The organism is Actinomadura verrucosospora (assembly GCF_039540335.1).
Lineage (GTDB): Bacteria > Actinomycetota > Actinomycetes > Streptosporangiales > Streptosporangiaceae > Spirillospora > Spirillospora verrucosospora.
On sequence record NZ_BAABEV010000003.1, the window covers coordinates 235,809 to 254,283 of the forward strand.

Sequence of the window (18,475 nt, forward strand, 5' to 3'; positions counted from 1 at the left end):
CTAGCGGTTCTCGGTGCTCTTGGACGCCCTGAGGGTCTCGAACTCCTCCTTGAAGATCGTCTGCTCGTAGAGGACGCCCTCGGGCCAGGGCTTCTTCGGTTCCCGCCCGGGCTGGGGGTTGTCCTTGCGGAACTCCTCGGGCTGGCCCTCCTTGGCCGGCGGGTAGCTGTGCGAGAACATCCCCGGGGCGTAGGTGTAGTAGCCGCCCTGCTCCATGCCGCGCTGGTTCAGCTGGTTGTTCCGGCGCGAGCAGTGCAGCTTCCTGGACGAGGCGGCCCGGGTCGCGTACAGCCACGTCAGCAGGGCGCCGACGATCGCGAACGGAATGATCCAGACGAAGTAGCGGGCTCCCGTGGGGGCCGTGTTCGCCAGTACGGGGTCGGCGACGATCGTGGTGAGCAAGGCGACCACCTCCCGAGGCGCGGATCGGCCCACGCCAGGTCAGTTAGGGATGTGTCCGCTGGAACCGGTGTTAACCACGTCGGGCGCCGGGGAGGCGGGGGCGCCCACGGTGCGGAGCCGCCCGGCGGGCAGGCCCGGGACGGCCAGGGCGGCGCAGACGGTCAGCACGCCCAGCATCGGAACGGTCCATCCGCCGGTGGCGTCGTGCAGCGCGCCCAGGGCGAGCGGGCCGAGCGCCGCGATGACGTAGCCGACGCCCTGCGCCATCCCCGACAGCTGGACCGCGACGTGGGCGTCGTGGGCGCGGAGCCCGATGAACGACAGCGCGGTCGCGAAACCGAGGCCCTGGCCGAGGCCGAGGACCACCGCCCAGCCCCACACCGAGGCGATCGGCGCCCAGGTCACCCCGAAGAAGCCCAGCGCGGTCAGCGCGACCGTGGCGATCACCAGGGGGCGCTGGTCGCGGGTCCGCCGGGCCAGCACCGGGACGGCCAGCGACCCGACCGCCTGGACCGCCGCCACCAGCGCCAGCACGGAGCCGGCGGCCGTCTCGTCCATCCCGCGGTCCTGGCAGAGCGTCGGCAGCCAGCCGATCACCACGTAGGCCAGCAGCGACTGCAGGCCCATGAACACCGTGACGTGCCAGGCCAGGCCCGACCGCCAGACCAGCGCGGCGACGCCGGCCGGGGGCACCGCGGGCGGCGCGGAGCGGGCCGCGCGGGCCGCCCGCCGCGCCCTCGGCAGCCACAGCTGCCCGGCGAGCGCGGCGGGGATCGCGAGCAGGCCGAGCGGCAGCCGCCACGACGCGCCGAACAGGTCCTCCACCGGCACGGCGAGCCCGGACGACAGGGCCGCGCCGGCCGTCACCGCGACCGTGTAGACCGCCGTGACCGTGGTGATCCGGGACGGGTGGTCCCGCTTGATGATGGCCGGCACCGCGATGTTGCCGATGCTGATCGCGATCCCCGCGACCAGGGAGCCGGCGAACAGCGCGGCCACGCCGCCCGGCAGCCGCAGCAGGAGCCCGGCGACGAGCAGCGCCATCGCGCACACCAGCAGCGTCTCGCTGCGCGGCGGGCGCCGCAGGAAGGCGGCGGCGAGCCCGTAGGAGCCGAAGAACGCCAGTGGCAGCGTGGTGAGCGCGCCCGCCGCCGTTCCCGACAGCCGGAAGGCGTCGCTGATCTCGGTCAGCAGCGGCCCGACCGCCGCGATCGCCGGACGCAGGTTGACCGCCAGCAGGACGATCATCAGCAGGGCGCCGGCCAGCCCGGCGCGCCGCCCGGTCACGCGTCCTCCCCGGGCGCGTCGCCGAGCAGGGACTGCAGGACGGCGAGGGTCGGCTCCACGACGGCGGCGGCGGCCGACGCGGCCGCCTCCGGGTCGCCCGCCGCGATGGCGTCCAGCACGGCGCGGTGCCGGGCCGGACCCGCCTCGGGCACCTCGCGGTCCATCCGGATCGCGCGCATCGACTCGTGCAGCCGGTCGATGAAGAACCGCATCGCCTCGATCAGCACCGGGTTGCGGGACGCCTCCGCGACGCCGAGGTGGAAGCGCGCGTCGGCGGCGCCGAACGCGTCCGGCTCGGTGGCCTCGTCGCGGGCGCGGAGCAGCTCCTCCAGCCGCGCCAGGTCGGCGCCGGTGCGGCGGCGCGCCGCCAGCCGGGCCGCCTGGACGTCGTAGGCGAGCTGCACCTCGAACACGTCCCGGGCGGACGCGCGGGACACCCGCCGCAGCAGCGGGCGCGGGTCGGCGGTGCTGCGCACGTACGTCCCGTCGCCGCGGCGCACCTCCAGAACCCCGACGTGCGACAGCGCCCGGATCGCCTCCCGGACGGCCGGACGGCTGACCCCGAGCTGCGCGGCCAGTTCCAGCTCGGCCGGGATCCGCCGGCCGACCGGCCAGGCGCCCCCGCTGACCTGGGCCTGGAGCTGGTCGAGGACCGCGTCCACCGTCGACCCGCCCGGTACGGGACTCAACGCCACGAAAGCCTCCAAAGTAAGATGTCAGACATCTTACGAGGGGCGGGTCCGGCGCGGACCCGCGGTGGCGGCCGGGAGGGGTCGCGGCCGCCACCGCGGGCGTCCACGGCGCCCGCCAGGCGGGGTGCGGGGGCGCCGGAGCCGGCGGGCGGCGCGTCCTTCGTTCCGGCCGCTCCGCGTCAGCGGAGCCTGGGAAGGCCGAATCTGCGGCGGCTCCTGGCGGGCGGCTCGGCGCGGACCCTCTCGGCCTCCGCCCGTCCCCGCTCGCGGGCCGCCTCCTCTTCCGCGCGCCCCCGCTCGACATGGGCCATGACCTCGCGGTGGGTCACCGACGGGGCCGGGTCGCGGCGCGTCCGCTGCGACGGGCTGCCCGTGATCACGCCGCCCATGACGGGCCCGCGGTGGGACAGGCCGTCCGCGGAGCTGGGGGGATAGTGGTGGCGTTTGCGTGACGTCGTCAGCACGACCGTCACCCAGGCGATGAGCGCCACGAAGATGACGGCCGGGCCGACGGCCATGAAGTAGGCGTCGCCGAGGCGGTTGGACTGGGCGGCCAAGGGGGCGGCGAGCACGGCGCTGGCGACCATGGGGCGACACCTCCTCGCCCCAGGCTTTACCCGGCGTCCGGCGGTTAACCGCCCGGCGCCGTCACAGCCCGCGCGACTGGGAGATGGAGCCCGACGTGGCCAGCGTGAACGTGCGCATCGACTCGGCGAACTTCGACAGGTCCCATTCCGCCGGGCCCTCGTACCAGTAGAGGTTGTCGGCCCCCTCCGCGCGCTCGCCCGCGTCCTTCACCGTCTCGGCCCACTTCGCCACGAGGTCGAACACCACCGCGTAGGGCAGGAACCGGGAGAACAGCGCGATCCGCTGGCGCGCCGCCATGGAGCCGTCGTCGGGGAGGGCGCCGCGCTCCAGGAACGCGCGGAAACCGATCGTGTGCGCGAGGACGGTGGCGCCGCGCGAGGTCTTCGCCGGCATGTACTGGCCGCCATAGGCCAGCGCCGCGCCCGCGATGATCAGCGCGAGCCCGGCCAGCGCCCACTCGGTGGTGAGCGCCAGCGCGACCGTCCCGGCGATGCCGAGCACCGTCACGAGGATGCCCGCGACCGTCCACCGGGACCGGACGGTGTCGGGCCGCCGCGCGAACCAGCCCTGCTTCACCACGTCGTCGTACATCGCGGACCTGACCTGCGTCAGCTTCGTCGCGAACGTCCCGCCGAGCTCCGACAGCCGGACGGCGTCGCGGGCCGACCCGTCCGGCGCCGTCAGCAGCGCGTCCAGCAGGATCCGCTCGTAGGGGAGCAGGTCGGCCTGCGGGCGTTCGAGGCGGCGCAGCGTCCAGTCGAGGCGGCCGGTGACGGCCCGGTCCTCCTCCTCGATCAGCAGGTAGCCGCGCACGGCGAGGTCGACGATCGTCGCGGTCACGTCGATCACGTCGGCCTGCTCGTCGATCAGCGTGCCGATCTGGCCGGGCCGCACCCCGTTCGGCGGCTCGAACTCCGTCCCGGCCACCGGCACCTGGTCGCCCTCGGCGGCCCGCTTGCCGACGGTCCGCGCGTCCCGGCCGCGCAGCAGGTACAGGGCGAGGACGCCGCCCACGAGCAGCACCAGCAGGCCGGCGAGCGCGGCGCCGGTCACGGCGTTGACGGAGAACGCGGTCGCGACCGTGTGGCGGCGCTCGTAGATCGCGCGCCCGCCCGTCGTCCCGGCGGGCAGGCCCGCGACGACCGTCAGGTACTCGCCGGGCAGCATGCCCTGCTGGGCGAAGACGCCCTGGGTGTGCGTGTGGTTCGTGTAGTACTGCGTGCAGCCGATCGTGCTGCCAATCGGCCCGGTGAAGCAGTTGACGTTGCGGATCATCGCGCCGCCCTCGACGACCGCCTTGGCCTCGTCGAGGGGCACCTTCCAGCCGCCGACCACCGGCCAGCGCAACTCCTCCGCCGCGCCCATCCGGGTGATCGCGCCGCGCACGTCGTACTCCAGGACGACCGTGTGGTCGCCGGTGAGCTTCCGGTCGCCCGCCACCTTGACCGTCGTGTTCAGGCCCGAGGCGGACGCGGTGGCCCTCGTGGGCCCGCCGTCCGGGCTGGCGGCCCGCAGGTTCTCGATCCGGTGGACGCGGTCCTCGGTGACGCTCTCGTGCGTCCTGGTCGGGTACGTCCGCTGGAAGCCGTCGTGCCCGGCGAACCGGTAGACGATCGTCTCCTTCACCCTGACCGTGCCGCCCTGGACCGCGGTGAGGACGACGTCGTCCTTGAGCACCCGCTCGGCCGCGGGACCGGACGCCGCCGCACCGGCCGCGGACGGCTCGCCGGCCTCGGCCGCCGTCGCGGAAGTGCAGGTCAGCAGGGGGGCGGCCAGGGCCGCCGAGACCACCAGGACCGCCGGACGCGACCGGAACATCGCCGCAAGAGCAGACATGGCCGCAAATGGTATCGGGAATGCGTGCGATGATTCTGCGCTATGGCAGGTCACTACCCCCCGCCGCCCCCTCCGCCGCGGCCTCCCGGACCGCCCTACGGCCGCCCGCCGTACGGTGGGCCGCCGCAGGGGAGTCCGCCGTACGGCGGGCCGGGGTATGGCGGTCCGGGCTACGGGTCTCCTGCCTACGGGCCTCCGCAGTACCGGTACGCCCCGATGCGCCCGCCGCCGCGCCGCAGCGCGGGCGGGACGATCGCGGGCATCTTCGGCGGGCTCACGTCCCTGGTGGTCCTGGCGATCCTGGGGATCTCGCTGTTCGGCGGCGGCCGGGACGCCGCCGGCGGCACCGGGACGCCCACCACCACGGCCGGCGGCCCCTCGACCCCGCGGGAGAAGGCGACCAACAGCAAGCTCTACAGGACCGGCCCGCTCACGCCGGTGAGCTGCCGCCTGCCGCAGATCCAGCCGTCCGCCGAGTCCATGCGCGGGTTCATGGACACCCTGAGCGACTGCCTCGACGCGACGTGGACCAAGCAGTTCACCAAGGCCGGCATCGCGTTCGACAGGCCCGACCGGGTGTTCTGGGTCGAGCCGGGGCGCAGCCCGTGCGGCTCCTACCCGGCGCCCGGCGCGTCCGCGTTCTACTGCCCGGCCAACAACACGATGTACGTGGGGCTCCGGCACGTCGTGGAGACGTCCGGCGGCGAGCCGCTGTCCCACTACGCCGTCTACGCCCGCGTGATCGCGCACGAGTACGGGCACCACGTCCAGGACCGGGCCGGGATCCTGCTCTACGGCGACGGCCAGATGGAGTCCGGCGACACCGCCACCCGCACGGAGGCGAGCCGCCGCATCGAGCTCCAGGCCCAGTGCTTCGCGGGCGCGTTCCTCGGCAGCGAGCGCACCACCCTCCCGATGACCCGCGAGCAGTACACGGCCATGGTCAACGACGTGCTGGCCAGGGGCGACGACCGCCAGCCGCCGGAGAAGCGCGACCACGGCTCGGGCCGCCACTACGCGGGCTGGGTGGTCGCCGGCTTCAACGGGCGCGACCTGACCGTCTGCAACACCTGGATCGCGCCCCCGTCCAAGGTGAGCTGACCCCGCCGTCCGTGGGGGACGGCGGGGCATGACGGTTCCCGCGCACGGTCAGCCGGTGAAGGGCCAGGGGCCGAAGCGGCCCACCGCGATGAAGAGCGCGATCACGAGGTAGACCAGGTTCAACGCCACGAACCCGCCTTCGCCGCGCCTGCCGTGCGTGACCATCGCGCCGACCATCAGCAGCACCCAGCAGGCGGCCGTCACCGGCACCATGACCGGCGCGACGCCGACCACGGCGGGCAGGACCAGGCCCGCGGCGGCGAGGAGTTCCAGACCGCCGAGAGCCTTCACGAAGCCGTCGCCGGCGCTCCCGGTCCACTGCCCGCCGGGGGCCTCGGCGAGCTTGGCGGTGGGGACGAGGACCTTGGTGAAACCACCGGTGAGCGCCACCGCGGTCAACAGCCCCGCCGCGATCCACAGCGCCGTGTTCATGAGCTTCCTCCTTGGTGGGACGAGTGGTTCGTCCCCAAGACACCGGCGCCGCGACCCGTGTGACACCGCCCGCCGTGACCTGCGCCACCTGGCATTTCAGTCATGTGAGCCGTTTCACCACAAAGTGCTAGCTATGGTGCTTGCAATAGCAAGCACCATGACGGAGAGTGGAGACATGGCGAGTTCGAAGGTCGGCTCCATCGGGGAGTACATCCGGGAGCAGCGGACGCGGGCGAAGATCTCGCTGCGCCAGCTGGCGGACGTGTCCGGGATCTCCAACCCGTACCTGAGCCAGATCGAACGCGGCCTGCGCAAGCCGAGCGCCGAGATCCTGCAGCAGATCGCCAAGGGGCTGCGGATCTCCGCCGAGGCGCTGTACGTGCAGGCCGGAATCCTGGAGGACCGCGAGGCCGACACCGACGTGCAGGCCGCCGTGCGGGCCGACCTCGTCCTGACGGAACGGCAGAAGCAGGTCCTGCTCGACATCTACGCGTCGTTCCTCAAGGAGAACGAAGCCAGCGGCGTCCTCGGCGCCGAGCCCGACGAGCCCGCCGAGACCGCCGTACCGGAAGAGACCGGCCCAGAACAGGCCGGACCACAGCAACAGGGAAAGGAAGAGGTCGGATGACGCTGGCCAGCAACCTCCGTGAGAACAAGGCCGTGTACGCCGTGGCCGGCGCCGGCGACTTCGCGGTGGAGAAGATCCGTGAGGTCCCCGAGCAGGTGACCAGGTACCAGGGCGAGGTCCGCGAGACCGTCGACCGCTACCGCGTGCAGGTCCGCGAGACCGCCGCCCGCTACCGCGGCGAGGTCTCCCGGTACCAGGAGCGCGTGGACGCCAAGGACCTGCCGGGCGCCGCCGTCGCGTACGCCACGCACTTCGGCACCCGCGCCGTCGAGTTCATCGACGAGCTCGCCGAGCGCGGCAAGAAGGTCGTGCACCGCGAGGCCTCCGAGGTCGCCGAGATCGCCGCGACCGACCAGGCCGCGCCGAAGCAGGCGTCCAAGGCCCGCACCACGCAGCGCCGGACGGCGCAGAGCCGGGCCACCGGGCAGTCCCGCTCCACCACGAAGAAGTAACGGCGCCGAACGACGGAGCCCGGCCGGGAACACCCGGCCGGGCTCCGTCGTCCCTACAGGTGCCTGTTCCATCAGGCCGCCCTGGTGGACGGTGCGCATAGGGTTGCGGTGAAGGAAGACCCGCGTGCGACGAGGAGTCGCCGTCCGAGACGAGCAGGAGCGCTGATCGCCGATGTCGGGCTTCAACGTGCTGGACTACTTCTTCTGGCTGCTGCTGATCATCGCGTTCGCGATGGAGGCGTGGGCGCTGGTCGACTCGCTGACCGTGCCCGTGAACGCCTACGCCGCGGCGAGCAAGCAGAGCAAGAAGCTGTGGATGATCATCCTGATCGTCGCGACGGTGGTCGGCGCCGCCTACGCGGTCGCGCCGGTGGCGCTCGGCGCCAGCCCCATCGCCCTGCTCCTCGGCATCCTCCCGGTCGCCGCGTTCATCGCCGCCGCCGTCTACCTGGCCGACGTCCGCCCGGCCGTCGGCCCGTACAAGAAGAACGGCGGCCGCGGCGGCTCCCGCCAGGGCCCCTACGGCCCCTGGTAGCAAGATCGACGACCTGGGCGTGTCACGCGGGCGGGTGTTTCTGGGCGTGGTGCCAGGCGTAGGTGAAGCGGTCGGGGAGCGGTCGCCAGATGAAGGGGTTCCGGGGGTCCTCCGCGTCCGCCGCGGCCTTCAGGCCGGCCTTCCACGTCTCCTGGGGCGGCGGGCCCTGGGTGTAGGGACCCGGGAGGAAGATCTTGCGTCCGTCGCCCCGGTACTCGTGCCGGGCCACCAGGTCGCGGGCCACCAGGGGCTCGGCGGCCTTGCGGAGGCGGGCTGGGGTCCAGTTGTTCCACTTCCGCACGTCGCGGTCCGTCGGTGCGGTCAGGGTGAGCAACTGGAGGTAGAGCGCGGCGGAGTCCGGCGGGACGTCCAGGCGCCCGGCCGCCTCCTCCACCAGGGACGGCGCCGACGCCGACGGATCGGCCTCGTACGAGCCCTCCGGCAGAGCCCCGGACCGGATGCGGCGCGCCATGGCCTCGGCGCCCTTCCCCCGCAGCAGGCGGACGCGTTCGAAGGCGTGCCTGCTGTCGCGGGACGCGTCCACCACTTCGGCGAGGCGCTCGGTCCGGTCGTCCACGCCGTAGAGGGCGGGGCGGAAGAACAGGCTCGCGAGCCGCCGGTGCTCGATGAGTGAGGCGACCGTGAGGCCATCGTCGACGTAGTCGACGGTGAGTTCGCTCGGGCCGCTGTAGGGGGTGGTCCCGAACCTGCCGGTGATCGCGTCCAGCCCCTCCGACCCGGTGTCGAAGAGGCAGGCCGGCAGCAGCAGGCCGGGGTGGGCCAGCCGCTGGAGCAGCAGGTCGTAGGCCGCGGAAGCGCCCTCCCGGACGGGGTCGCCGGCGGGCAGCTCGTCGTAGGACCAGCGCAGCCCGAGCAGGACGGCTTCGATCAGGTTCCGGAGTTGGAGCGTCTCGGCGGCGGGAACGCACTTCTGGTGCCTGTACTTGGGGGTGTCGTCGGACTCCAGCCAGGTGTCCAGGTCCTTGGTGAGCAGCGGGACGGCGCCGGGATCGATCAGCCATTCGCACAGCTGGGCGCCGGTGACGTTCGGGGCCACCGTCTCGGCCGCCTGGACGGTGGCGGGCGGTGCGACCGGCTTCGCGCCGAACCGCTGCCGCCACGCCTGGGAGAGGCGCAGCGCGACCTCGCCGAGGCCACCGGGCTCCCACAGCTCTTCCGGGTCCTGAGGGAGGACGTCGGCGAGGAGTTCGAGCCGGTCCTCGTCGGTGTGCCCTTCCAGGTCGCGGAACCAGGCGTCTTCGAGGTCGCGGAACGTCACCTTGAGGGTCTTGCGCGCCTGGGGTGACAGCTTGCCGGCCTTGGCGTTGGGGTGGCCGAGGAACCCGCACAGCGCCACGCTCGCGGTGGTGCGCGACAAGCCGGTCTTCCCGGCCAGCAGGTCCACGGCCTTGCGGTCCCAGGGCACCGGGCCCTTGGCGCGGACCAGGGCGACCAGGCGGGTGAGCTGATCGGCGGTACCCCATCCCAGGGGCGCGTCGGCGACTTCCACGACGTCGCCGAGGGCGGGCGGGGCGCCCTCGGCGAACGCGCGGTCGAGGAAGGCCAGTTCCGGATTCTTCCGGGCGACCCATTCCGGGTCGGCGCCCCCGATCGTCACGGCCGCCCCGTGCTCGTCCCGCGCGGCGGTGACGCTCGCGGCCACGCGTCCCCTGCGCAGCCGGACGGCGGGGTCGGCCATGGGCGTGCGCGACCAGAGCTCCAGCAGGGCCAGCAGGGTCTCCCGATGGGGATCGGCGGTGACGGGCGAGACCGCCCGCAGCGCGGCGGCCCCGATCCGTCCGGCCAGCGGCCCCCACGGGCAGACATCGGACGTCTGCCCGGCCACGGCCGTCGCGGGGTCCACCGCTCCGGCCAGGAACCGGCCGACCATGTCGATGTGGGCGAGCGTGCTCCTGGACGGCCCGCCGAAGCCGGATCTCGTCACGAGTTGGCTCAGCGCGGCCTCCGTGCCGCGTTCATGCTCGGAAAGTCGCGCGGGGCCGTCCGGCCGTCCTGTCTCGTCTGCCACGGCCGCAGTTCTACACCGCACCGGAGACATTCGCTGATCTTTCGCCCATCCGATCGGCGGGAGGCGGGCGCTGAGCCGGGCACCGGCCGGCGGGCGCCTCCGCCGGCCGGTGCCCGGCGGCTCAGGGGGACGGACGCGACAGCGCGTCCACCGAGACGAGGCCGTGCTCGACGATGTCCACGGCGCGGTCGAGGGCGGTGCGCATGGACAGCGGGTCGTAGCCCTCGCGGCGGCAGTGCGCCACGACCGCCTGCATACCGCCGACCGCGATGCCCGCCGCGGCCACCGCGTCGATCTCGGAGATGCCGGGGCACAGCTCGCGCAGCAGCGCCTCGATCGCGTCCTGGGCGTCGGTCATGCGCTGGAGCGCCCGGGCGCGCAGGGCGGGGCGCTCCAGGATGAGGGCGACCTGGACCGGGCCGTAGTCGCGGTGCTCGGCCACGATCGCTTCGAGGACGTCCACGATGCTGCGCCGGATGGTCTCCATGGGGGACTCGCCGGGGGTGCGGCGCAGCCGCTCGGCGACCTCGGCGAGCCGGTCGTCGATCTCGGCGAAGATCACGTCTTCCTTGGAGGGGAAGTAGCTGAAGAACGTGCGGGGCGAGACGTCGGCGGCGGCCGCGATGTCGGCGATCGTCGTCTCCTCGTAGCCGCGCTCGGCGAACAGGCGCAGCGCGGCCGTCGCGATGGCCTGCCGCGTGCGCATCTTCTTGCGCTCCCGCAGCCCCGGCCGGCCGTCGTCCTCCACCATGTGACGCACGTTACCATGGCTGCAAAGTTGCATCTATTGCAAAACTGCATGCATTGGGTGTTTTCTGCGGGCATGGCGCGTTTCCTGGAGGCACTCGGACGGCTCTGCGTGCGACGGCGCCGCGCGGTGTTCGAGCTCTGGGTCGCCGTGATGCTCGGCGCGGGCGTCCTCGGCCTGACGCACGGGGGGATGTTCGTCCAGCAGAGCACCCTGCCGGGCACCGAGACCCAGCGCGCCCTCGACACGCTCGGGCAGGACTTCCCCGCGATGACCGGGCCGACCGCGACCGTGGTGTTCCACGAGACGCGCCAGGCCAGTCCCGCCGACTGGAGGGTCGCGCTCACCGTCGGGCAGTCGATCGAGAACATCTCCGAGCTCGACCGGGTCGCGTTCGTCGAGAACCCCTACGCGCAGGGGATGGGCGGGTTGAAGGACGACGCCGCCGTCGTCGTCCGGCTCAACTTCACCGGCACGATGAGCGACGTCGGCCACGCCGACCTCGACGCGCTGAACCGGGCCGTCGAGCCCGCGCGGATGGCCGGGCTGGAGGTGAAGTTCGGCGGGATCGTCGCGATGATCCTCAACCAGCCGAAGGGCGGGCCGCAGGAGGGCGTCGGGATCCTGCTGGCGATGCTGGTGCTGCTGCTGGCGTTCGGCTCGTTCCTCGCCGCGGGAATCCCGATCGTGGTGTCGCTGTGCGGGATGGCGGTGGCGTACTCGCTGATCCACTTCCTGGCGTCGATGTTCCAGATCGCGCCGACCGCGCCGATGGTCGCCGCCATGCTCGGCATCGGCGCCGGGATCGACTACGCCCTGTTCATCGTGACGCGCTACCGGCAGCAGCTCGCCGAGGGCGACGACGCCGAGACCGCGGTCGGGCGCGCCATGGCGCACTCGGGCCACGCGGTCGTGTTCGCCGGCGGTACCGTCGTCTTCGCGATCTGCGGGCTGTTCCTGTCCGGGATCGCCTTCATCGGGCGCATCGGGATCGCCGCCGCGCTGGCCGTCGCCATCATGGTCGCCGCGGCGCTGACCCTGCTCCCGGCGATCCTCGGCGCCCTGGGGCCGCGCATCGACCGGTACCGCCTGCCGCGGGTGCGCCCGGACCGCGGCTCCGCCCGCTGGACGGCCTGGGGGCGCCACGTCGACCGCCACGCCTGGCCGTACGCGATCGTCGCGACGCTCGTCCTGCTGACGCTGTCCGTGCCGACGCTCAGCCTGCGGTTCGGGGTGATGGCCGACAGCATGTCGTCCCCGAAGATGGAGGCGCGGCAGGCCTACGACATCGTCGCCGAGGAGTTCGGCGCGGGCCACTACAGCCCGTTCGTCGTGGTCGCGAAGGTGCCGGGCGAGGAGAGGCGCACCAAGCCGAAGCGCGTGGTCCCGACCGTGAAGGGGCGCGAGGGGCTGTCCGGCCTGACGGGTCCGGCGCCGGCGGCCGCGCCGAGCCCGTCCCCGGAGCCGGCCCTTCCCAAGGGGGCGCCGGACACCACCAAGAAGCCCGACAAGCGCGCGGTCCTGCTCGGGCAGGAACTGCGGCAGAAGCTCTCCGAGGTGCCCGGCGTGGTGTTCGCCGGGGAGCCCGTCGTGACCGGCACGACGGCGATCGTGCAGGTTGTCCCCCGGGACGCGCCGCACGCCGCCTCGACCACCGACCTCGTCCACCGCCTGCGGAACGTGGAGATCAGGGAGGTGCGGGACGCGCATCCGGGCGCCCGGATCTACCTCGGCGGGGAGAACCCGGCGATCATCGACATCGCCGCCACGGTCGGGGACCGCATGCCGACCGTCGTGGTCGCGGTGGTGGGCGTCGCGCTCCTGCTGCTGGTCGTCGCGTTCCGGTCGGTGATCGTCCCGGTGAAGGCCGCGCTGATGAACCTGCTGTCGATCGGCGCGTCGTTCGGCGTCGTCACGGCCGTCTTCCAGTGGGGCTGGGGCGTCGAGCTGTTCGGCGTCGACCAGGCGATCCCCATCATGTCGTTCATCCCGCTGTTCATGTTCGCCCTGATCTTCGGGCTGTCCATGGACTACGAGGTCTTCCTGCTGTCGCGGATCAAGGAGGAGTACGACCGGACGGGCGATCCGCACGAGTCCGTCGTGACCGGCATCGGGGCCACCGCCCGCCTCATCACCTCCGCCGCGCTCATCATGATCTTCGTGTTCGCCAGCTTCGTCCCGCAGCCGGACCCGATGGTGAAGATGATGGCCCTGGGGCTGGCGGTCGCCGTCGCCATGGACGCCACGATCGTGCGCCTCATGCTCGTCCCGGCGCTGATGAGCCTGCTCGGCCATGCCAACTGGTGGTGGCCGGGCCGCTCCCGGCCGGTCGCTCCGCCGCCCCCGCGGCCCGTCCACGAGCAGCTGGAACTGGAGCTCACGACCTGACCGCGGCCCGCTAGGGGATCTGCTCCACGCGGACGCCCGGGACGGACGCGTAGAGGCCGGGCTCGGCGGTGATCAGGGGCCAGCGCCGCCACCGGGCGGACCAGGCGGCCTGGGCGGCGTCCATGCCGAGGTTCGGGATCGTGGTGACGAGCAGGCCGGTCTGCTGGGCGATCACGTCGTCGAGGTCGTCGACGTGCACGACCTGCATGCCGGGGAGGCGCTCCAGCACGGCGCGGCCGTGGTCGGGGACGAGCTGCCAGGCGCGGGCGAGCGACGTCGCGGGGATGACGATGGTGGCGTGCTGGGCGATGGACGCCCGGAGCCGGGCGCGGACGTAGACGGTCTTGCCGGTGGCGAGGTCCAGGAGTGCTGTCGCGTCGAAGACGTGACCGGTGATCACGCGACGTCCCGGCGGGACGAGGGGCCGCCCTCGACCAGCCGGTCGACCATGGCCTGCTCGTCGGGGCTCGGCGGCCCGAACAGGTCGTCGATCGTGGAGGCGTCCCGGAGGTAGGCCAGCTTCAGCCGCGCGCCGTCCGCCAGGAACCCCGACACCGAGGCGATCTTCTTGTCCTCGGCGAGCCCCTGGAGCGTGGCGGCAAGCTCGTCGGGCAGCGTGATGTTGAGTCTCGCCATGGGGCACACGATACACACTCGGAGGCCTTCCAGTGTGTATTCGGGTCGTCCCGGCTCCAGCGGAACGCGGACCGCGGAGTGGGCGGTGGCCCGGTGTCGATCCGGCCGGATGCCGTTCGTGTAGAAGGCGGAACATCGGTATCCGAGGAGGACGGTGAGGACGATGGACGAAGTGCGGACGCTTCTCGACGGCCGCGGACTGGTCGAGTCGCCGCGCTGGCACGGCGACAGGTTGTACTTCTCCGACTGGACGGCGGGCGAGGTCGTCGCGGTGGGGCTGGACGGCGCCCACGAGGTGGTGGCGCGGGTCGCCTCGCTCCCGCTGTGCACCGCGTGGCTGCCGGACGGGCGCATGGTGATCGTCTCCTCGGCGGACGGGCGGCTGCTGCGCCGGGAACCGGACGGCTCCCTGGCCGTCCACGCCGACCTCGGCCGGCCGGGCTGGAACGACGTCGTCGCCGACGGGCGCGGCAACGTCTACGTCAACCGGCCCGGCTTCGACCCGATGGTGGGGGAGGAGTTCGCGCCGGGGGCGGTCGCCCTGGTGCGGCCGGACGGCTCCGTGCGCGATGTCGCGGACGGCATCGCCTTCCCCAACGGCATGGCGGTGACGCCAGGCGACTCCACCCTGATCGTCGCGGACTCCTACGGCGGCAGCCTGGAGGCCTTCGACATCGGCGCGGACGGGGAGCTGTCCGGCCGCCGGACCTGGGCGGACCTCGGCGACGGCGTCCCGGACGGCATCTGCGTCGACGCGGAGGGCGCCGTCTGGTACGCCGACGTCCCCAACCAGCGGTGCGTGCGCGTCGCGGAGGGCGGCGAGGTGCTGCGCACGGTCGGCCTCGACCGCGGCGGCTTCGCCTGCGTCCTGGGCGGGCCGGGCGGGACCACCCTGTTCGTCACGGCCGCCGAATGGCGCGGGATGACCGAGGCCGAGCCGGTGGCGCCCGGCAGCGGCCGGGTGTTCACCGTCGAGGTCGACGTCCCGGGCGCCGGACGGCCCTGACGCCCCCGCCCGGCGGGCGACGCGGGCTCCGGCGTGGGCACAATCGCCTGCCATGGACATCTACGACGCCATCCACCGCCGCCGCGACGTGCGCGGCGAGTTCACCGGTGCGCCCCTGCCGCGGGACGTCCTCGACCGGGTGCTGGAGGCCGCGCACGCCGCGCCGAGCGTCGGGCTGTCCCAGCCCTGGGACTTCGTGCTCGTGGGAGACCCGGAGATCCGGCGGGCCTTCCACGAGCACGTCCAGTCCGAACGCGCCGCCTTCGCCGCCACCCTGACGGGCGAGGCCGCCGAGCGGTTCGCCCGGATCAAGATCGACGGGATCCTGGAGTCCAGCCTGTCGGTCGTGGTCACCTACGATCCCGAGCGCGGCGGCCCGGCGGTCCTCGGGCGGCACGCGATCGCCGACGCGGGGCTGTACTCGGTGTGCCTGGCGATCCAGAACCTGTGGCTCGCCGCCACCGCCGAGGGCCTCGGCGTCGGATGGGTGTCGTTCTACCAGGAGCCGCACCTGCGCGACCTGCTCGGCATCCCGGAGACGATCCGCCCGGTCGCGTGGCTCTGCCTCGGCCCCGTCACCCACCTGGAATCCGTTCCCGATCTCGAACGGCACGGCTGGCGGCGGCGCAGGGCACTGGACGCCGCCGTCCACCACGATCGCTGGACGGAGCCGGCGGGCTGACCCGGAGGCGGATCGCCGCGTACGCCAGGAAGGACAGGCCCGCCAGCAGGTAGCAGTTGGCGACCGGGGTCAGGAGGACGTGGAAGCCGTACTCGCGCGGATCGCCGTTGTGGGGCGTCCACCACAACGGCGAGACGGCGAACACGATGAAGGCGGCCAGGGTGCTCTTCCGGTGGCCGTTCCGGAGGAGCACCGCCAGCGCCGGGACGATCCACACCCAGTGGTGCGCCCAGGAGATCGGGGAGACGAGCAGGCCCGTCGCGCCGGTGACGGCCGTCGCGCTCAGCCAGTCGCCTCGTCGAGCCCAGAGGGCGGCCACCGCGAGGCCGGAGACGGCGATGACCAGCGGTATCGCCGTGTACCAGCCGCCTACCTCGGCCGTGCCCCGCAGCACGCGGGCCAGCGCGCCATAGGGGGACTGGTTGCTGATGTAGGTCACGCCCACGCGAGAGGTGTCGTAGAAGGTGCGCGACCAGTAGACGCGGGACGCGTCCGGCGCGATGGCGTAGGCGAGGAAAGTGCAGGCGGCGAAGGTCGCGGTGGCGGTGCCCGCGTCCTTCGTCCGCCTGCTCAGCAGGAGCAGCACGACGAAGACGGCCGGCGTCAGTTTGATCGCGGTCGCCACGCCGACGCCGATTCCGGCCGGACGCCCGCGCGCGACCCGACGCAGGTCGGCGAGGACCAGGGCGAGCAGGATCAGGTTGACCTGGCCGAGGAAGAACGACTGCCAGACCGGTTGGAGGAGCAGGCCCGCGGCCACCACCAGGACAAGGGAGATGTCGCGACCGGCCATTCGCACGGTGAGCGCGCACGCCCAGGCGAAGGCCGCCAGCGATGACAGTTGCCACAGCACGCGGGCGAGGGTGAGCGGGAGCGCGGCCAACGGAGTGAACAGCGCGGCCATGAAAGGCGTGTTGGTGAAATAGTGCTCGGCGAGCTGTCCTTGGTAGAGGCGCGCGCCATCCGTCAGAACATGCCCGCCGAGCCGGTAGATGCGGAAATCCAGCGAGTCGTAGACGGCGGAGAAGACGACGATTCCGAGAACTTCGGCGGCCAGAAGGAAAGGTGCCCAGCGCTTCACCCGGGCAACGGTCTCGGCGGAGGCGCCCGCCGCGCATCGGGCCACCGGCCACATTGGCGAAAGGCGCTTGTAGCCTGCGGGATTACGCCTCCGGGCCAATGTGCCGGGACGGGGGCGGCGGTTACGATCGGCGCATGTCAGCCCTGCCGGTGCGCCGCGTGAGCCGCGGCGCGGGGACGGTTCTCGCCTGGAGCGGCGCCGCCGTGTACCCGGTGGTCGTGTTCCTCACGTTCTCCCATGGGAGGTCCGCCTTCCAGCAGCTGGAGATCCCCGTCGCGGCCGGGCTCACGGTCCTCGTGCTGTCCCTGCTGCGGCGGCGGGCTCTCGCCGCGCACGCGATCCTGCTCCTCGCCTGGGTCTTCGCCATGGTGTCGCTGCCGTCCGGGGCGGTCGCCGGCCTGCTGGTCCTCATCACCGACGTCTCGTCCGGATACATCGCGGCGACCCGCCCGCGGAAGGTCTCCGTGCCCGTCGGCGCCGCGACGGGCGTCCTCCAGGCCGCGGCCGTCACCGCCTTCCTGAACGCCGACGAGATCCTGCTGATGACGATCCTGCTGGCGGCGGCCGTCACGTACATGACGGGGAACTCCCTTCGGACGCGGCGCGCGCACGCCGAGGCGATGCGGGAGCAGGCCACCGCGCAGGCCGTCGCGGCCGAGCGGCTCCGGATCGCGCGGGAGCTGCACGACATGGTCGCCCACAGCATCGGGATCATCGCGATCCAGGCGGGCGTGGGCGGGCGGGTCATCGACACCCAGCCCGCCGAGGCCCGCAACGCGCTGGACGCCATCGAGGCCACCAGCCGCGACACCCTGTCGGGGCTGCGCAGGATGCTCACCGCCCTGCGCAGGGACGACCCCGGCGCCGCGCCGCTCGGGCCCGCCCCCGGCCTGGACGACCTCGCCCGCCTCGCCGAGGCCGCGGGGGACGCGGGCGTCGCGGTCGACGTCCGCACGTCGGGCGAGCCGAGGGCGCTGCCGCCGGACGTCGACCTGTCCGCCTACCGGATCGTCCAGGAGGCGGTCACGAACGTCGTCCGGCACGCGGACACCGACCGCTGCCGGGTGACGATCGGCTACGGCGACGGCGAGCTGGCCGTCGAGATCGAGGACGACGGGGCCGGCGGCGTGGTCGGCACCGGATACGGTCTCGTCGGGATGCGGGAGCGGGTCGCCCTGCTGCGCGGCGAGTTCGCCGCGGGCCCGCGGCCCGGCGGGGGGTTCCGGGTGGCGGCGCGGATCCCGGCGCCGGCGGCCGCATGACGATCCGCGTCCTGCTGGCCGACGACCAGCCGCTGATCCGCGCCGGGCTGCGGGTCCTGATCGCCGACACCCCCGACCTGGAGATCGCGGGCGAGGCCGGGACGGGCGCCGAGGCGGTCCGCCTCGCGGCGGACCTGGCCCCGGACGTGGTCGTGATGGACATCCGCATGCCCGACATGGACGGCATCGAGGCCACCCGCCGGATCCGCGGCGCGGGGCCCGGCACCGCCCGCGTGCTGATGCTGACGACCTTCGACGACGACGACTACGTCTACGGCTCGCTCCGGGCGGGCGCCAGCGGCTTCCTCGTCAAGGACATGGCGCTGGAGGAGATCCTCGCGGCGATCCGCGTCGTCGCGGCCGGGGACGCCCTGATCGCGCCGAGCGTCACCCGCCGGCTGATCGAGGAGTTCGCGGCGCGTCCGCGACCGGCCGCGGGGCGCCCCCGGCACGTGGAGGGCGTCACCGAGCGCGAGCGGGAGGTGCTGACCCTGGTCGGGCGCGGCCTATCCAACCAGGAGATCGCCGCGGAGCTGGTGATCAGCGTGGCCACCGCGAAGGCGCACGTCGCGCGGCTGCTCGCCAAGCTCGCCGCCCGCGACCGCGTCCAGCTCGTCATCATCGCCTACGAGTCCGGCCTCGTCGCGCCCCCTACGGGCGGTAGTACTACCTGACGTGGTCAGTGCGGTG

The 18,475-nt window shown here is 73.2% G+C and carries 20 protein-coding genes; 9 read left to right on the forward strand and 11 right to left on the reverse strand.

The annotated features are described in order from the left end of the window. From ABD944_RS05165 to ABD944_RS05185, 5 genes are all read right to left on the reverse strand, one after another. Positions 1–402: a hypothetical protein gene (locus tag ABD944_RS05165; RefSeq protein WP_345172912.1), complete on the reverse strand. Its 402-nt coding sequence runs from the start codon at positions 400–402 to the stop codon at positions 1–3. Positions 403–441: 39 nt separating this feature from the next. Continuing rightward, positions 442–1,689 carry a CynX/NimT family MFS transporter gene (locus ABD944_RS05170; RefSeq protein WP_345172914.1) on the reverse strand — a complete coding sequence of 416 codons (1,248 nt, stop codon included), beginning with the start codon at positions 1,687–1,689 and terminating at the stop codon, positions 442–444. Then, positions 1,686–2,384: a FadR/GntR family transcriptional regulator gene (locus tag ABD944_RS05175; protein ID WP_345172916.1), complete on the reverse strand. Its 699-nt coding sequence runs from the start codon at positions 2,382–2,384 to the stop codon at positions 1,686–1,688. Before ABD944_RS05175 ends, ABD944_RS05170 begins: the two co-directional genes overlap by 4 nt. Before the next feature lie 176 nt (positions 2,385–2,560). Next, positions 2,561–2,968, reverse strand: a complete 408-nt coding sequence (locus tag ABD944_RS05180) for a hypothetical protein (RefSeq protein ID WP_345172918.1) — start codon at positions 2,966–2,968, stop codon at positions 2,561–2,563. 61 nt (positions 2,969–3,029) lie between these two features. Then, positions 3,030–4,805: a DUF2207 domain-containing protein gene (locus ABD944_RS05185; protein WP_345172920.1), complete on the reverse strand. Its 1,776-nt coding sequence runs from the start codon at positions 4,803–4,805 to the stop codon at positions 3,030–3,032. A 216-nt stretch (positions 4,806–5,021) separates the two neighbouring features. On the opposite strand from ABD944_RS05185, the gene ABD944_RS05190 reads away from it, so the two are divergent. Beyond that, on the forward strand, positions 5,022–5,906 hold the full coding sequence (locus ABD944_RS05190) for a neutral zinc metallopeptidase (RefSeq protein WP_345172922.1): 885 nt from the start codon (positions 5,022–5,024) through the stop codon (positions 5,904–5,906). A 48-nt stretch (positions 5,907–5,954) separates the two neighbouring features. On the opposite strand, the gene ABD944_RS05195 is transcribed toward ABD944_RS05190, so the two are convergent. Then, entirely contained in the window at positions 5,955–6,338 is a 384-nt protein-coding gene (locus ABD944_RS05195; RefSeq protein ID WP_345172924.1) for a DoxX family protein, read from the reverse strand. Between the two features lie 175 nt (positions 6,339–6,513). On the opposite strand from ABD944_RS05195, the gene ABD944_RS05200 reads away from it, so the two are divergent. From ABD944_RS05200 to ABD944_RS05210, 3 genes are all read left to right on the forward strand, one after another. After that, positions 6,514–6,966, forward strand: a complete 453-nt coding sequence (locus ABD944_RS05200) for a helix-turn-helix domain-containing protein (RefSeq protein ID WP_345172926.1) — start codon at positions 6,514–6,516, stop codon at positions 6,964–6,966. After that, a complete protein-coding gene (locus tag ABD944_RS05205) occupies positions 6,963–7,418 on the forward strand; it encodes a hypothetical protein (RefSeq protein WP_345172927.1) in 456 nt (151 codons plus the stop codon). Before ABD944_RS05200 ends, ABD944_RS05205 begins: the two co-directional genes overlap by 4 nt. Positions 7,419–7,590: 172 nt before the next feature. After that, positions 7,591–7,953, forward strand: a complete 363-nt coding sequence (locus ABD944_RS05210; protein ID WP_221493399.1) for a DUF2516 family protein — start codon at positions 7,591–7,593, stop codon at positions 7,951–7,953. A gap of 22 nt (positions 7,954–7,975) precedes the next feature. Here ABD944_RS05210 and ABD944_RS05215 read toward each other — a convergent pair whose 3' ends face one another. Together ABD944_RS05215 and ABD944_RS05220 are read right to left on the reverse strand one after the other, a co-directional pair. Next, positions 7,976–9,982, reverse strand: coding sequence for a hypothetical protein (locus ABD944_RS05215; protein ID WP_345172930.1), 2,007 nt, complete (start codon positions 9,980–9,982; stop codon positions 7,976–7,978). A 121-nt stretch (positions 9,983–10,103) separates the two neighbouring features. After that, entirely contained in the window at positions 10,104–10,733 is a 630-nt protein-coding gene (locus ABD944_RS05220) for a TetR family transcriptional regulator (protein ID WP_345172931.1), read from the reverse strand. 72 nt (positions 10,734–10,805) lie between these two features. On the opposite strand from ABD944_RS05220, the gene ABD944_RS05225 reads away from it, so the two are divergent. Continuing rightward, on the forward strand, positions 10,806–13,118 hold the full coding sequence (locus ABD944_RS05225) for an MMPL family transporter (RefSeq protein ID WP_345172933.1): 2,313 nt from the start codon (positions 10,806–10,808) through the stop codon (positions 13,116–13,118). A 10-nt stretch (positions 13,119–13,128) separates the two neighbouring features. Here the strand turns inward: ABD944_RS05225 and ABD944_RS05230 are convergent, their stop codons facing one another. Both ABD944_RS05230 and ABD944_RS05235 read right to left on the reverse strand, forming a co-directional pair. After that, positions 13,129–13,518 carry a hypothetical protein gene (locus ABD944_RS05230; RefSeq protein WP_185031584.1) on the reverse strand — a complete coding sequence of 130 codons (390 nt, stop codon included), beginning with the start codon at positions 13,516–13,518 and terminating at the stop codon, positions 13,129–13,131. Continuing rightward, entirely contained in the window at positions 13,515–13,754 is a 240-nt protein-coding gene (locus tag ABD944_RS05235; RefSeq protein WP_149263024.1) for a ribbon-helix-helix domain-containing protein, read from the reverse strand. The genes ABD944_RS05230 and ABD944_RS05235 overlap by 4 nt, the downstream gene beginning before the upstream one ends. 163 nt (positions 13,755–13,917) lie before the next feature. On the opposite strand from ABD944_RS05235, the gene ABD944_RS05240 reads away from it, so the two are divergent. After that, positions 13,918–14,760, forward strand: coding sequence for an SMP-30/gluconolactonase/LRE family protein (locus ABD944_RS05240; protein WP_345172941.1), 843 nt, complete (start codon positions 13,918–13,920; stop codon positions 14,758–14,760). 52 nt (positions 14,761–14,812) lie between these two features. Beyond that, on the forward strand, positions 14,813–15,442 hold the full coding sequence (gene bluB, locus ABD944_RS05245; protein ID WP_345172943.1) for a 5,6-dimethylbenzimidazole synthase: 630 nt from the start codon (positions 14,813–14,815) through the stop codon (positions 15,440–15,442). Here bluB and ABD944_RS05250 read toward each other — a convergent pair. Next, positions 15,336–16,523, reverse strand: coding sequence for a glycosyltransferase 87 family protein (locus tag ABD944_RS05250; protein ID WP_345172945.1), 1,188 nt, complete (start codon positions 16,521–16,523; stop codon positions 15,336–15,338). The two genes, bluB and ABD944_RS05250, sit on opposite strands and share 107 nt — an antisense overlap. A gap of 134 nt (positions 16,524–16,657) precedes the next feature. Between ABD944_RS05250 and ABD944_RS05255 the strand changes: the two genes are divergently transcribed. Further along, positions 16,658–17,785, forward strand: a complete 1,128-nt coding sequence (locus tag ABD944_RS05255) for a sensor histidine kinase (RefSeq protein ID WP_345172946.1) — start codon at positions 16,658–16,660, stop codon at positions 17,783–17,785. After that, positions 17,782–18,459 carry a response regulator gene (locus tag ABD944_RS05260; protein ID WP_345172948.1) on the forward strand — a complete coding sequence of 226 codons (678 nt, stop codon included), beginning with the start codon at positions 17,782–17,784 and terminating at the stop codon, positions 18,457–18,459. Before ABD944_RS05255 ends, ABD944_RS05260 begins: the two co-directional genes overlap by 4 nt. Positions 18,460–18,475 lie beyond the last annotated feature (16 nt).

Bases quoted from the DNA above. Each gene is read 5' to 3' on its own strand.
- ABD944_RS05180 (WP_345172918.1), bottom strand. From the start codon at position 2,968: ATGGTCGCCAGCGCCGTGCTCGCCGCCCCCTTGGCCGCCCAGTCCAAC.
- ABD944_RS05185 (WP_345172920.1), bottom strand. From the start codon at position 4,805: ATGTCTGCTCTTGCGGCGATGTTCCGGTCGCGTCCGGCGGTCCTGGTG.
- ABD944_RS05190 (WP_345172922.1), top strand. From the start codon at position 5,022: ATGCGCCCGCCGCCGCGCCGCAGCGCGGGCGGGACGATCGCGGGCATC.
- ABD944_RS05195 (WP_345172924.1), bottom strand. From the start codon at position 6,338: ATGAACACGGCGCTGTGGATCGCGGCGGGGCTGTTGACCGCGGTGGCG.
- ABD944_RS05200 (WP_345172926.1), top strand. From the start codon at position 6,514: ATGGCGAGTTCGAAGGTCGGCTCCATCGGGGAGTACATCCGGGAGCAG.
- ABD944_RS05205 (WP_345172927.1), top strand. From the start codon at position 6,963: ATGACGCTGGCCAGCAACCTCCGTGAGAACAAGGCCGTGTACGCCGTG.
- ABD944_RS05210 (WP_221493399.1), top strand. From the start codon at position 7,591: ATGTCGGGCTTCAACGTGCTGGACTACTTCTTCTGGCTGCTGCTGATC.
- ABD944_RS05220 (WP_345172931.1), bottom strand. From the start codon at position 10,733: ATGGTGGAGGACGACGGCCGGCCGGGGCTGCGGGAGCGCAAGAAGATG.
- ABD944_RS05225 (WP_345172933.1), top strand. From the start codon at position 10,806: ATGGCGCGTTTCCTGGAGGCACTCGGACGGCTCTGCGTGCGACGGCGC.
- ABD944_RS05235 (WP_149263024.1), bottom strand. From the start codon at position 13,754: ATGGCGAGACTCAACATCACGCTGCCCGACGAGCTTGCCGCCACGCTC.
- ABD944_RS05240 (WP_345172941.1), top strand. From the start codon at position 13,918: ATGGACGAAGTGCGGACGCTTCTCGACGGCCGCGGACTGGTCGAGTCG.
- bluB (WP_345172943.1), top strand. From the start codon at position 14,813: ATGGACATCTACGACGCCATCCACCGCCGCCGCGACGTGCGCGGCGAG.
- ABD944_RS05255 (WP_345172946.1), top strand. From the start codon at position 16,658: ATGTCAGCCCTGCCGGTGCGCCGCGTGAGCCGCGGCGCGGGGACGGTT.
- ABD944_RS05260 (WP_345172948.1), top strand. From the start codon at position 17,782: ATGACGATCCGCGTCCTGCTGGCCGACGACCAGCCGCTGATCCGCGCC.